This is a genomic window from Candidatus Tectomicrobia bacterium (assembly GCA_016192135.1).
In the GTDB taxonomy this organism is placed as follows: domain Bacteria; phylum UBA8248; class UBA8248; order UBA8248; family UBA8248; genus 2-12-FULL-69-37.
This window is the reverse complement of sequence record JACPUR010000024.1, coordinates 79,004-91,437: the sequence shown is the minus strand read 5'-3', so window position 1 is coordinate 91,437 and position 12,434 is coordinate 79,004. Positions and strand designations below refer to the sequence as shown.

The 12,434-nt window shown below is 68.7% G+C and carries 12 protein-coding genes; 2 read left to right on the top strand and 10 right to left on the bottom strand.

Features of this window, described 5'->3' with window-relative positions; genetic code table 11:
- Nucleotides 1-34 precede the first annotated feature (34 nt).
- From HYZ11_11375 to HYZ11_11330, 10 genes are all read right to left on the bottom strand, one after another.
- A complete protein-coding gene (locus HYZ11_11375; protein ID MBI3128196.1) occupies nt 35-592 on the bottom strand; it encodes a hypothetical protein in 558 nt (185 codons plus the stop codon).
- Nucleotides 589-774, bottom strand: a complete 186-nt coding sequence (locus tag HYZ11_11370; protein ID MBI3128195.1) for a DUF2933 domain-containing protein — start codon at nt 772-774, stop codon at nt 589-591. Before HYZ11_11370 ends, HYZ11_11375 begins: the two co-directional genes overlap by 4 nt.
- Nucleotides 775-813: 39 nt before the next feature.
- On the bottom strand, nt 814-1,254 hold the full coding sequence (locus HYZ11_11365) for a Rieske 2Fe-2S domain-containing protein (GenBank protein ID MBI3128194.1): 441 nt from the start codon (nt 1,252-1,254) through the stop codon (nt 814-816).
- Between the two features lie 97 nt (nt 1,255-1,351).
- Entirely contained in the window at nt 1,352-3,739 is a 2,388-nt protein-coding gene (locus HYZ11_11360; protein MBI3128193.1) for a copper-translocating P-type ATPase, read from the bottom strand.
- A gap of 58 nt (nt 3,740-3,797) precedes the next feature.
- Complete coding sequence (locus tag HYZ11_11355; protein ID MBI3128192.1) at nt 3,798-4,454, bottom strand: isoprenylcysteine carboxylmethyltransferase family protein; 657 nt, start codon at nt 4,452-4,454, stop codon at nt 3,798-3,800.
- Nucleotides 4,451-5,074, bottom strand: a complete 624-nt coding sequence (locus tag HYZ11_11350; GenBank protein MBI3128191.1) for a TetR/AcrR family transcriptional regulator — start codon at nt 5,072-5,074, stop codon at nt 4,451-4,453. Before HYZ11_11350 ends, HYZ11_11355 begins: the two co-directional genes overlap by 4 nt.
- Before the next feature lie 122 nt (nt 5,075-5,196).
- Entirely contained in the window at nt 5,197-6,138 is a 942-nt protein-coding gene (locus HYZ11_11345) for a histone deacetylase (protein ID MBI3128190.1), read from the bottom strand.
- On the bottom strand, nt 6,135-7,052 hold the full coding sequence (locus HYZ11_11340) for an ABC transporter permease (GenBank protein MBI3128189.1): 918 nt from the start codon (nt 7,050-7,052) through the stop codon (nt 6,135-6,137). Before HYZ11_11340 ends, HYZ11_11345 begins: the two co-directional genes overlap by 4 nt.
- Before the next feature lie 9 nt (nt 7,053-7,061).
- Nucleotides 7,062-8,621 (bottom strand): ABC transporter substrate-binding protein, encoded by a 1,560-nt coding sequence (locus tag HYZ11_11335; GenBank protein MBI3128188.1) that lies wholly within the window; start codon nt 8,619-8,621, stop codon nt 7,062-7,064.
- Nucleotides 8,622-8,652: 31 nt separating this feature from the next.
- The gene (locus HYZ11_11330; protein ID MBI3128187.1) at nt 8,653-9,567 is read right to left on the bottom strand and encodes an ABC transporter permease; all 915 of its coding nucleotides are present in this window, start codon (nt 9,565-9,567) and stop codon (nt 8,653-8,655) included.
- 213 nt (nt 9,568-9,780) lie between these two features.
- Between HYZ11_11330 and HYZ11_11325 the strand changes: the two genes are divergently transcribed.
- Both HYZ11_11325 and HYZ11_11320 read left to right on the top strand, forming a co-directional pair.
- Nucleotides 9,781-11,217, top strand: a complete 1,437-nt coding sequence (locus HYZ11_11325) for an ATP-grasp domain-containing protein (protein MBI3128186.1) — start codon at nt 9,781-9,783, stop codon at nt 11,215-11,217.
- Nucleotides 11,218-11,256: 39 nt separating this feature from the next.
- Nucleotides 11,257-12,432, top strand: coding sequence for a DUF1611 domain-containing protein (locus HYZ11_11320; GenBank protein MBI3128185.1), 1,176 nt, complete (start codon nt 11,257-11,259; stop codon nt 12,430-12,432).
- Nucleotides 12,433-12,434: the final 2 nt, after the last annotated feature.

Sequence of the window (12,434 nt, the reverse complement as noted above, 5' to 3'; positions counted from 1 at the left end):
AAGATCGATATGATGGCGATTTCCCCGGAGGCACTCAGTTTCCGGGGAAGAAGAAGGAGGCGGCCACCGCGGCCGCCCCCGCGGCCAGCGCCGCGTTCCGCACCGTCTTCATGTCGCACCGCGCGAGCGCGCCCGATCCCATCGACCGGGGCAGCAGGCCGTGGCGCTGCATGAAGTAGAGCATGTAGGTGATCCCCACGAGGTTCGAGAAGATGCCCAGCACCAGGAAGGAGGTCTGGTACTTCGTCAGGAACATCGAGAGGGCCGAGACGCCCACGATGGGCAGGATGCTCGTCACGTAATGGGAGCAGCAGGCGAGCATGGCCCCCGCCGAGATGCCGCCCGAGGCCGCCACCTCCGCTCCCCCCTTGGCCTGGGCGCGCGCGGCGAGCTTGATGTGCGCGTAAAGCGCCACCTGCGTCCCGAAGCCCGCCGCCAGCGCCACCAACCACCACTTCAGCCGCTCGAACTCCTCGATCGCGTACTCGAGCTTGTTCGCCAGGGTGAGGGCCCCGATGAAGAGCCCCAGGAGCGCCCCGGCGGCAATCGCCCCGGACGCGGCCGGCATCCAAATCCCCCTGCTGCGGTTCATGCCTTTTCCTCCGGGACCGCCTGAGCGGCCGGCTTCTTGTCCTCGCCGTCCGGCTTCGGCGCCCCGCAGTGCGCGTCATGGCCCTTACCGCCTCCGTGGGCGTGGCCGCCGCAGCAGCCCATCCCGAACCGGTGCATCACGATCATCAGCCCCGCGAACGCCAGGAACCACAGCCAGTCCATCGAATCCTCCTCGTCAGGCGGGACGGCCCCCGCCCGGCTTCACGCCTTTCTCGAAACCAGGACTTCCTCGCCCCGGACCGCCGCCGAATAGGCCTCCAGGGGGCGGGGCGGCGGGCCCCCGATGTTCCGGCCGAAGAGGTCGAAGTGCCCGTTGTGGCAGGCGCACCAGATGTGCTCCAGGTCCGCCCGGTACTGCACCGTGCAGGACAGGTGGGTGCAGATGGCGCTGAACGCCCGGTATTCCCCCTGGGGCGTCCGGACCAGGATCGCGGGCTCGCCCCCGAAGCGGAAGATCTTGGCGGCGTTGGGCTTCAGCTCCGCCGCGCCGGCCGCGCGGACGTTGCCCGTCTCGACGGCGGCGGGCCTGGCGGGGAGCAGATACCGGAAGACCGGGTACAGCATGCTCCCCAACATGGCGACGGCCCCGCCCCCCAGGAGGAAATCCAGCACCCTTCTCCGCGTGAGTCCTCCGCCGGCCATCCCGCGACCCCTCCCACAGGAGCTTCCTGTCCCGCCGCCAGTGGGGGCGTATTGCCATACGCCCCTACAGACATTCCGCCCCTCGGTAATTTCCCCCCTACCTCTCCGGCCGCCAGCGCCGGAGCAGGAGCGCGTTCGAAACCACCGAGACCGAGCTCAGGGCCATCGCCGCCCCGGCGATGACCGGGCTGAGGAAGCCCAGCGCCGCCAGCGGGATGCCCAGCACGTTGTAGACGAAGGCCCAGAAGAGGTTCTGGCGGATCTTCCGCAGGGTGGCCCGGGAGAGGCGGACGGCGTCCGCCACCCCCATCAGGTCCCCGCGCATCAGGGTCACGTCCGAGGCCTCCATGGCCACGTCGGTGCCCGTGCCGATGGCGAAGCCCACGTCGGCCGCGGCGAGGGCGGGGGCGTCGTTGATGCCGTCCCCCACCATGCCCGTGACCTTGCCGCCCCGCTTGAGCTCCTGGACCTTGGCCGCCTTCTCCTCGGGGAGCACCTCGGCCATCACCCGGGTGATGCCCGCCTGGGCCGCGATGGCCTCGGCCGTGCGGCGGTTGTCCCCGGTCAGCATCCAGACCTCAATCCCCATCTCCTCGAGCGCCCGCACGGCGGCCGGGGAGCTCTCCTTCAAGGTGTCGGCCACCGCCACCGCCCCGAGGACGCGCCTCTCGTCGGCGAGGAACATGACCGTCTTCCCCTCGCCCTCCAGCCTCTCCGCGGCGCTCATGTGCCCGTCCAGGGAGAAGCCGTGCCGCGCCATGAGCTTGAGGTTCCCCAGGCGCACCATCCGTCCCCCGACCCTCGCTTCCAGCCCGTGGCCGGGCACGGCGGTGAAGTCCGAGGCCGGGAGGAGCTGCACCCCCTCCGCCTTCCCGCGCGCGAGGATGGCCTCCCCGAGCGGATGCTCCGAGCCCTGCTCGGCGCTCGCCGCGAGGGCGAGGAGGTCCTTCTCTCCGATGCCGTCGAAGGGGACGATGTCCGTCACCTCGGGCTTGCCGCGGGTCAGGGTGCCCGTCTTGTCCAGGATGATGGCCTGAAGCTTGTGGGCGGTCTCCAGGGCCTCGCCGTTCTTGATGAGGATGCCCGTCTCGGCCCCCTTCCCCGTCCCCACCATGATGGCGGTGGGCGTCGCGAGGCCCAGGGCGCACGGGCAGGCGATGACCAGCACCGCCACCGCGCTCACCAGGGCGGGGGTGAAGCCCGCGAAGTAGTACGTGAGGGCGAACGTCGCCGCCGCGACCATCAGCACGATGGGGACGAAGACGCCCGAGATCTTGTCCGCGAGGCGCTGGATGGGGGCCTTGGAGCCCTGGGCCTCCCGCACGAGGCGGATGATCTGGGCCAGGGCGGTGTCCTTGCCCACCTTCGAGGCGCGGTAGCGCACCGCTCCGTTCTTGTTGAGGGTGGCCCCGATGACGGGATCGCCCGGGCCCTTCTCGACGGGCAGGCTCTCCCCGGTGAGCATGGATTCGTCCACCGCCGTGCGGCCGTCGATGATCTCCCCGTCCACGGCGAACTTCTCGCCGGGCCGGGCCAGCACGATGTCCCCCACCTGCACCTGCTCGACCGGGACCTCGCGCTCCTCGCCGCCGCGGATGACCCGGGCGGTCCGGGCCTGGAGGCCCATGAGCTTCCGGATGGCCGCGGAGGTGCGGATCATGGCGCCGGCCTCCAGCACCTTCCCGAGGAGGATCAGGGTGACGATGACGGCCGCGGCCTCGAAATACACGTGCTGGCCGTGGAGCCCCAGCGCCGTCACGGCGGCGCTGTGAAAGTAGGCGGCGCTCGTGCCCAGGGCCACCAGCACGTCCATGTTGGCGCCGCCGTTCTTGAGAACGTGCCAGGCGCCCCGGTAGAAGCGCCAGCCCGCGATGAACTGGACGGGGGTGGCGAGGGCGAACTGCCACCACCGGGGCATCTCCCCGTGCAATCCTCCCGTGAACATGCCCACCATCTGGAACAGGAGGGGCAGGGAGAAAGCGATCGCGCCCCCAAGTATCCAGAGGTCCTTGCGGGCCTTGCGGGCCCGCCCGGCCTCCTCCGCGTCCTCGTCCTGGCCGGCGGCCTCGCGGGCGGTGTAGCCCGTCTCCTCCACCCGGCGGATGAGGTCCTCGACCGAGGCGGAGCCCGGCTTGTAGCGCACCTGGGCCCGCTCGCTCGCCAGGTTCACCGAGGCCGAGGTCACGCCCTCCATCCCGTTCAGGGCCTTCTCGATCCGGGCCGCGCACGAGGCGCAGGTCATTCCCCCGATGGCGAGCTCCACCCGGGCCTCGGGGACGCCGTAGCCCGTCTCCTCGATGCGGCCGGCGATGCGGGCGGGGCTGAGTTTCCCGGTGTCATAGTCCACCCGGGCCCGCCCGGTGGCGAGGTTCACGGAGGCCCGCTCGACGCCCTCGAAGCCGTTGAGCGCCTTCTCGATGCGGGCCGCGCACGAGGCGCAGGTCATGCCCTCGACGGGGAGGTCCAGCGTCTGAAGGGTTGCCATTTTCTTCACTGTCACCATTTGGATGTTCTCCTTCCCTCACGCGAATCGCGTGGAATATTCACAGGGCCTCCCCGCGCGGTCTTAGCGGGAAATGAGGCATGAATGGAGGAACTTCCTTCGCATAGCGGGCGTATTCGTCGCCGAATTCCTCCAGCGCCTCCATTTCCTCGCGCCGGGCCAGCCGAACGTACATGAAGGCCAAGAGGGGGAACATCAGAACCGTCGGCAGCGTGGGCCATTGGAGCAAGAAGCCCAGCATGATGAGGATGAAGCCCAGATACTGCGGATGGCGGACACGGGAGTAGAGACCGGCCGCCGCCAGCCGCCGGGTCCTCTGGGCCTCGTGCAGCACCTTCCAGGCCGAGCCGATGAGGATGAACCCGCCCCCGATCAGCAGGCCGCTCAGGAGATGCAAGGGGCTGAAATGCGGATCTCCCTCCTCGCCCAGCAGGGTGGACCAGAGGTGCCCCGCGTTGTGGGAGAGGAGATCCACCTCCGGGTAGCGCGTGCCGAGCCAGCCGGAAAGCAAATAAACCGTGAGCGGAAAGCCGTACATCTCGGTGAAGAGCGCCAGCAGGAAGCCGGAGAAGGCGCCGAAGGAACGCCAATCGCGGGCCGATCTGGGGCGCACGAAGCTCAGCGCGAAGAGGATGAAGATGGCTGAGTTGACCAGGACGAGGAACCACAGGCCGTACGCGGGAATTTCTTGCGTCATGACCGCTTCCTCGCCCCCGTCCACGGCAGCGCGTCCAGCGCCTGGCGGCAGTCCCCCCGCAAGGCGTCCTCGTCCAATGATGTGCGGGCGAAAAGGTGCGCCCCCTGGATCTGCGCGAAGAAGGCGCGGGCCAGGCCGATCGCGTCCGCGCCCGGATCCAGCTCCCCCTCTTCCTGGGCTTGGCGGACGGCCTCGGCCACCCGGGCGAACACCCCCGTCCAAACCTCCTTCAGGTGCAGCCGCAGCTCCTCGTCCAGGCCGCTCAGTTCGAGCGAGAGGTTCCCGATGGGGCAGCCGCAGCAGGGGCGGTCCGAGAGGGGCAGATGAGAGTAGAGATCGGCCAGCCGGGCCAGCTTCTCCCGCCCGGTGCCCTCCCCCCCCAGGGCGGGCTCCAGGAAATTCTCGTGAAGGAGGCGCTCATAGTGCCCGATGACGGCCGAGCCGAGGTTCTTCTTGGAGCGGAAGAAATAGTACAGGCTCCCGCGGTTCACCCCCGCTTTCACGGCCACCATGTCTAGCGAGGTGCCGGTGAAACCCTGCCGGTAGATGAGATCCGCCGCCGCCAGGATGACCTTCTCCCGCGTGCCCCGTTTCTCCGCCACCGCTGTGCCAGTTGTCATGCCTCTTCCTCCTGACACTCAATATATACCTCTTAGTTAGTCAGTCAACTAAATTTTGAGATGAATATGGAACAGCAATAAATTCAAATGTAAAACATAGAAAAAGGAGAAGTAACTAAAGGTTATTCGGCCAGCGCTTGCAGGTGGGCCGCCGCGGAGGCCTGGAGGGCGCCGAGGTTGTAGCCACCCTCCAGGAGGCTCACGAGGCGCCCGGCACAGCGCCTCGCGGCGAGCGCCTTGATCTGCCGGGTCATCCGGGCGAAGCCGGCCTCGGTCATGCGGAGGCCCCCTAGGGGGTCCGAGCGGTGGGCGTCGAAGCCGGCCGAGATCAGGATGGCCTCCGGGGCGTGGTTCTCCACGGCGGGGAGGACCTCCGCCTCGAACCGGGCGAGAAAAACCTCCTCCGGCGTCCCCGCCGGAAGGGGAATGTTCAGGATGGTCCCCTCCCCCGGGCCCTCCCCCCGCTCATGGGCCGCCCCGGTGCCGGGATAGAAGGGATATTGATGGAGGGAGGCGAAGAAGACGTCCGGATCGCGCCAGAAGACGGCCTGGGTGCCGTTCCCGTGGTGGACGTCCCAGTCCACGATGGCGAGGCGGCGCAGGCCGTGCCGCTCCTGGAGGTAGCGCGCCGCGATGGAGATGGTGGCGAAGAGGCAGAAGCCCATCGAGTAGTCCGGCAGGGCATGATGGCCGGGCGGCCGGACGGCGCAGAAGGCGTTGTCCGCCTCCCCGGCCGCCACTGCATCGGCGGCGCTCAGGGCGGCGTCAACGGCGGCGAGGGCGGCGGCGAAGCTCCCGGGGCCGCCGACGGGGGTGTCCGGGTTGTCCACGAGACCCGGGCCCTGGGCGCAGGCCTGACGGACGCGCTCCAGGTGGCGGCGCTCGTGCACCCGGAGCACCCACTCCTCTGCCCCGTGGGGGCGCGCTGGACGGCGGTCCAGCCCCGGGACCCGCCCCGCGAGGGCCTCCGGGCGGAGGACCTCCGCGCGCGGGATGCCCTCGATGAAGTCGCCGGTGTCGTGCCGGAGCGAGGCCTCGTCCCAGTAGTAGGCGGTGCGGCTCATGCCAGCCGGACGCGGGGGTCGAGGACGGAGTAGAGGAGGTCCACGATGAAGTTCAGGGAGACGAAGATGAGCGCCGTGATGGTGACGGACGCCTGCACGAGCGGAAAATCCTTGGCGTAGACGGCCTGGATCATGAGCCGGCCGATGCCCGGCCAGGCGAAGATCGTCTCGACAATCACGGCGCCGCCCAGCAGGTGGCCGAACTCGAGCCCGATGATGGTCACGACCGGGATCATGGCGTTCCGGAGCCCGTGCAGGTGGATGACCGTCCATTCGGCCAAGCCCTTGGCACGGGCGGTGGTGATGTAGTCGTTCATGAGCACGTCGAGCATGGAGCTTCGGATAACGCGGGTGTTGCGCGCGATCGAGTAGGTCGAGAGCGCCGCCGCCGGCAGCACGAGATGAGCCAAGGTGCCGCGCCCGCTCACGGGCAGCCATCCCAGATCGACGCCGAAGATCAGGATGAGCATGAGCCCCAGCCAGAAGACCGGCATGGCCTGGCCCACCAGGGCGAACAGCATGCCGAACTGGTCGTAGACGGAGCCCCGCTTCACGGCGCTCAGGACGCCCACCGGGAGGGCGAGGACGATGGAGAGAAGGAGGGCGACGAGGGCCAGCTCCAGGGTGGCCGGCAGGCGCTCCTTGATGAGGTCGAAGGCGGGGCGCCGGTAGCGCAGGCTCTCGCCGAAATTCCCGCGCACGGCCCGGCTCGCGTAGAGCAGATACTGGACGACCCAAGGCTTGTCGAGGCCCATTTCATGGCGCAGCCGCCGGACCTCCTCGCGCGTCCAATCCTCCCCCACCAGGACGTCGGTCGGATCCCCCGACATGAACAGGACGGCGAAAGAGATGAAGCTCACGCCGACGACGACCAGGACGGCGCGGATGGCCCTTCGTACGAGATAAGCGCCCACTCGGCCTCCCTATTTGGCCGGCTTTTCCTTCACGGAGACGGCCGGGAGGTAGATCCGCTCGTCGGGGCGGGGCTTCCACTCGACGCGGGAGCTTCCGGCGAAGAAGTCGTACTGGTTCCACAGGAAGATCCAGGGGGCTTCCTTGTGGACCAGCTCCTGGAGGCGGTCGCTGATGCGCTTGCGCTCCTCTTCGTCGAACGTCTGCCGCAGCCTGTTGAAGCCCTCGACGAATTCGGCGTTCTTCCATCCCGTCATGTTGGCGAAGAGCGCGGGGCGGAGCGCTCCGAGGTCCGTCTCCGCGTTGAAGGCGGAGCTGAAACCGTGCAGGTAAAGGGGCGAGAGGGCCTTCTTCCGGCGGTTCGACAGGAAGACCGACCACTCCAGCGGCTGGACCTCCACGTGGATGCCGACGGCCCGCAGATCGGCGGCGGCGGCCTCGGCGATCTCCATTCCCTGAAGATAGCGCGCGACCGGGACGTCCAGCTTGAGCCGCAGGGGGCGCCCGTTCGACTCCAGTATCCCGTCGCCGTCCGAGTCCTTGAGGCCGGCCGCGGCGAGGAGGGCCCTCGCCTTCGCGGGATCGTAGGGATAAGGCTTCACTTGGGGGTTCCCGTTAGGGGGGCACACCACGGTCGCCATCCGGCTGCCGTGGCCGAGAAGGAACTGCTTGGCGACGAGCTCGAAGTTCACGGCGTAGTTCATCGCCTGGCGCACCCGCGCGTCGCCGAAGGCGTCCCAGTCCGTCCGGATGCCGATGTAGACCCGGCGGCCGCCCTGGATGCTGAACGTCTGGAAGCCCTCCTTGCGCCGGGCGATGAGGTTCGCCTGGTCGGCGCTGATGGCGGTGATGAGATCGGCTCCCCCGGATTCGAGCTCCGCCACCCGGGCCGAGGCCTCCGGCACGGGCCGCCACACGACGGTGCGAATCCGGGGCTTGCCGCCCCACCATCCCTCATGGGCCTCCATGCGGATGAAGCTGTCCTTCACCCACTCGGTCATCCTGTAGGGCCCCGTCCCCATCGGCTTGCCGAGGACCTCCTTGGGAGGCGTGGAGGAATAGTACTTGGGAGGGAGGATGAATGCGTTGACCAGCCAGGCCGGGACGATGGCGATCGGGGTCTTGGTGTGAATCCGGACGGTGTGCGCGTCCACCTCCTCCACCTTGTCGAGGGCGATGCGGTTCGGCACCGTGGTCCGGGCGCGGAGGCTCCTGTCCCGCATCCGCTCGAAGGTATACTTGACCGCGCGGGCATCGAACGACTCCCCATTCTGGAACTTGACCCCCTTCCGCAGGCGGAAGGTCCACACTTTTTTCGTGCCGTCCACCTCCCAGCTCTCCGCGAGGGCCGGGGCCTCCCGCATGCCGTCCGAGCGGGCGATGAGGGGCTCCATCACGTTCATCAGAATAGTCCATTCGATGGTGGACGTGGCGAAATGAGGGTCCAGGGTGTTGGCCTCGACCGGCACAAGGACGGTGAAGGGCCTCTCCCCCTCCTGCTTGCCGCACCCCGCGAGGAAAGGGGCGGCCAGGAGGAGGACCAGCGCGGCGTCCGTGAATCTCCTACGCATGAAGGTCTCCCCGCGGCGGCCAGCGCCGCGCCTAAGGCTGATCGCGCAGCCGAGGATCGAAGTAATCCCGGAGCCAGTCCCCGATGAGATTGATGCTGAGCACGGTGAGCATGATGGCCAGGCCCGGGAAAGCGGCCAGCCACCAGGCCACCCGGAGATATTCCCGGCCCTCGGCCAGCATGCTCCCCCACGTCACGGTGGAGGTGGGCACGCCCAGGCCCAGGAAGCTCAGCGAGGACTCCGAAATGATGTTCCCCGCCACCGCGAAGGTGGCGATCACGATGAGCGGCGAGGTGATGTTCGGCAGGATCTGGAAGAAAAGCACCCGGTGCAGCGGGTATCCCAGGGCCCGGGCGGCCTCGACGAATTCCTTCTCCCGCACGGTGAGCACCTGCCCGCGCACCACCCGGCCGTACGCCACCCAGCGGCTGATGCCCAGCACGGTGATCACGTTGAAGAGGCCCGGTCCCACGACGGCCATCACGGTGATCGCCAGGAGGATGAAGGGGAAGGCGAGCTGGATCTCGGCCAGCCCCATGATGAAATCGTCCAGTTTTCCCCCGAAGAAGCCGGCGACGAGCCCCAGGGTGATCCCCACCACGCCGGAGATGGCCACCGAGACGACGCCCACCATGATCGAGACCCGGGCGCCGTAGATCAGGCGGCTCAGGATGTCGCGCCCCAGGGAGTCCGTCCCGAGGGGGTGGGCCCGGATGCCGCCGGGCGTCCAGTAGGCGGGCCAAAGGCGCTTGGCCACGTCGATCTTGTGGGGGTCATGGGGAGCGATGAGCGGCGCGGTCAGGGCCATCAGCAGGAGGACACCGAGGAATATCAATCCCAGGAAGGCCGTTTTATAGCGCCTGAGGCTCCGTGCCAGGCCCATCCGGGCGGAAAAAGCCGGAGCGGACTCTTCGTCTGGCAGTGCAAGGGCTTCCTGCCGAACCATAGGCGGGAAAGTCCTCCCTTTCGCTCTCCAAATCATGGCGGTTTGAGACGCGGGTGATACTAGCACAGCCCGCGATTTCGCGCCCTCTCCCGCGCGGAGGGATGACACGCGGGAGGAGAATTGCAGGAGAAACGCGATCTCTCTAGAATCGCGCGATTTCCCCGGGCATGGGCCCGAGGGCCCGAGCCCCGGACCACAGGAGACCCCTCCCCTTTGCCGTCCTTCGCCCTTGACAGCTTCGCGCGCCGCCTCGCGGCCGCCGCCCCCTCCTCCGCCCGCTTTGGCTTCCAGGGCCTGAGGGCCGCCGACTCGATCGCGGTCGAGGAATGCCTCCCCCTCGAGTTCCTCATCGCCTGCGACTGGGGGCTCGACGGCCCCGGCTGGGACGGCCGGCTCCGCTACTTCTCCGTCGAGCGCGGGGGCGGGCGGCGCATCGTCTGGACCCACGCCTCCCTGGTCCAGGCCTACGACGGCCCCCTGGGCCAGGAGATGCGGGCCTTCCTCCGGCGGGACGACCTCCCCCGCTTCGTCGTCCCCTACCGCTCGACGGAATTCCTGGCCCGGCTGGCCGGAGAAAGCGGCGGCCGCCTCTCGATTCTCGCCAACCCGCTGGCCCTCAAGGCCCGCTTCGACGACAAGGTCGCCTTCCGGGAGGAGGCCGCCCGGCGGGGGCTGCGAGTGCCCCCGGGGGAGATCGTCGAGGCGGAGGGCCTGGAGGCGGAGCTCCTCAAGCGGTGGGGCGCTCCCATGGTGGTCACCGAGCGCGTCGGCTCCTCGGGGAATCAGACCCACCTGATCGAGGATGCTGGGGCGCTGAGACGCCTCCGCGAAGACCTTACCGTCAAGCTGGGCCCCGGAGTGCTCGTCGTGGCGAGTGCTTTCCTTCCCGGGCCGGCGGTGGGCGCGACGGGGATTGTTTATGGAGGAAGGACGTGGATGTCCCATCCTTCGGTCATGGTGACCGGCCTCGCCGGCTGCGCCATGCACCGCTTCGACTACGCCGGGAGCGATTACGGCGCCTACCTCCGCCTTCCCCGGCGGGCCCGGGAGCAGATTGAGATCTCCACCCTCCGGATCGGGGAGTGGGCGGCCGCCTCGGGCTATAAAGGGATTTTCGGAGTCGATTTCATCGTCCATGAGGGGGAAGCCTACGCCCTGGAGCTCAACCCCCGGATGCTGGGTACGACCCAGCTCCTGACCGAGCTGGAGCGGAGGGAGAACGAGGCGCCTCCCTCGGTTTTTTGGCATTTGGCCGGATTTCTGGGGCTGGACGCCCGGGAGGAAGCGGAGCGCTGGCTTCTCCCCCTGTCCCGCCCCCGCCTGGAGGGTTTCCAGCTTCTCCTGCGGAACACGGGGAGCTCGCCCCAGAGGGTCGGGGCGTCGTTAAGGCCCGGAATTTATGGTAATCTAGAGGCTTCTCCGCGCTTCCTGAGGGAAGGGGTCCGAATTTCGGAGCTTAAGGAGCCGTCGGAGGTCTTTTTGACGTGCTCCCCGCCCGCGGAGGGCACGGTGGTGGAGCCCCGCGGGGTTTATTTCAAGCTGGAGGGGCTGGGGACCCTGTACGATGAGGAGGTGGGGAGCATCGCCCCCTGGGTCCCGAGGGCGGTCGAGAGCTTCACCCGGGGGCTGGCCGTCTCGGAGTTGCATTAACCGTCAGCGCGCAGCGCTTCGAAAGGCAGGAAGATTTCCGTGAAGATGAACATCGATCACTTCGCCACCACGGTCCGAGGCCTTTTCCTCGCCGAGCACCCCCTTTCCCGGGAGGCGCGGGAAGTCTCCCTCGCCGAGGCCCTTCTGGCCGCGGGCGATGTGGCGGTGGCGGAAGTGACCGCCGCTCCGGACGGCTGCACGGTGGATCGCCTGGAAGTGATCGAGCCCCTCGCCGGCTCGGCCGATGCCTGGCAGACGCGGGAGGCGCTCCTCGCGCCGGGCCAACGGGTGGTGGTGGCCCTCGGCGGGCGCTTCGCGAACCGGAGCATCTCGGGCCGGGCCCCGGACCGCCCGGTACCACCCGGGGCGGAGCTCGACCTCCTCAACGTGGGGGGGGTGACGGGCCTGTGCCACGAGCCGGACCTGCCGCTGGTCAAGCTCCGGATCCTGGGCGGGGTGGACCGCGGCGGGCGCCCGGCCGCCGTCCGCGACCTCATTTGCATCCCGGGCGGGGGAGTTCCCGTGGACGAAGACGCGACGCCGGGCACCCCCGTCGTCCTCGTCACCGGCTCCGACATGGACGTGGGCAAGACCACCTGCGCCGCCTCCCTCGCCTTCGCCCTGCGGGCGGCGGGCATCCGCGTCAGCTACGTCAAGCTCACGGGCACGGGCCGGATGCGCGACCTCATGCGGGTGAACTACGGGCGCTCCAGCGGGTTCTTCGACTCGGCCCGCCTCGCATGGGATTTCGTGGACGCCGGGCTGGCCACCACCTTCGAGGTCCCCGAGGACGAGGCCCGCTGGTCGGCCCGCCTCCTGCTCGGCCACGCCGCCGTCCACAGCGAGATCGTGCTGGCCGAGGTGGCGGATTCCCCCTGCGCGGATGGCAGCGTCGCGGCCGCCACGGACCCCTGGCTGCTGAGCTGGCTGCGCCGGCGGGGCTTGGTCATTTGCGCCTGCGACACGCTGGGATCGACGCTCATCGTGCATTGGATCCGAAGCCACATGGGAATCGAGGAGGAGAACCTGCTCATCTCCGGGCGCGTGGCGAACGACGAGGACCTTCGCCGCGAGGCGTCCCGGATGACGGGCGTCAGCCTGGTGAACTGCACCTCTCCGAGCGGGCTTTCCGCCTTGGGGGGAAAAACGGCGGGCGGCGCCCTGGCCGATTGGGTGCTGCGCCACATCATGTCGCGCCGCCGCGTGATCGCCTGACG

Bases quoted from the DNA above. Each gene is read 5' to 3' on its own strand.
- HYZ11_11375 (MBI3128196.1), bottom strand. From the start codon at position 592: ATGAACCGCAGCAGGGGGATTTGGATGCCGGCCGCGTCCGGGGCGATT.
- HYZ11_11370 (MBI3128195.1), bottom strand. From the start codon at position 774: ATGGACTGGCTGTGGTTCCTGGCGTTCGCGGGGCTGATGATCGTGATG.
- HYZ11_11365 (MBI3128194.1), bottom strand. From the start codon at position 1,254: ATGGCCGGCGGAGGACTCACGCGGAGAAGGGTGCTGGATTTCCTCCTG.
- HYZ11_11360 (MBI3128193.1), bottom strand. From the start codon at position 3,739: ATGGCAACCCTTCAGACGCTGGACCTCCCCGTCGAGGGCATGACCTGC.
- HYZ11_11355 (MBI3128192.1), bottom strand. From the start codon at position 4,454: ATGACGCAAGAAATTCCCGCGTACGGCCTGTGGTTCCTCGTCCTGGTC.
- HYZ11_11350 (MBI3128191.1), bottom strand. From the start codon at position 5,074: ATGACAACTGGCACAGCGGTGGCGGAGAAACGGGGCACGCGGGAGAAG.
- HYZ11_11345 (MBI3128190.1), bottom strand. From the start codon at position 6,138: ATGAGCCGCACCGCCTACTACTGGGACGAGGCCTCGCTCCGGCACGAC.
- HYZ11_11335 (MBI3128188.1), bottom strand. From the start codon at position 8,621: ATGCGTAGGAGATTCACGGACGCCGCGCTGGTCCTCCTCCTGGCCGCC.
- HYZ11_11330 (MBI3128187.1), bottom strand. From the start codon at position 9,567: ATGGTTCGGCAGGAAGCCCTTGCACTGCCAGACGAAGAGTCCGCTCCG.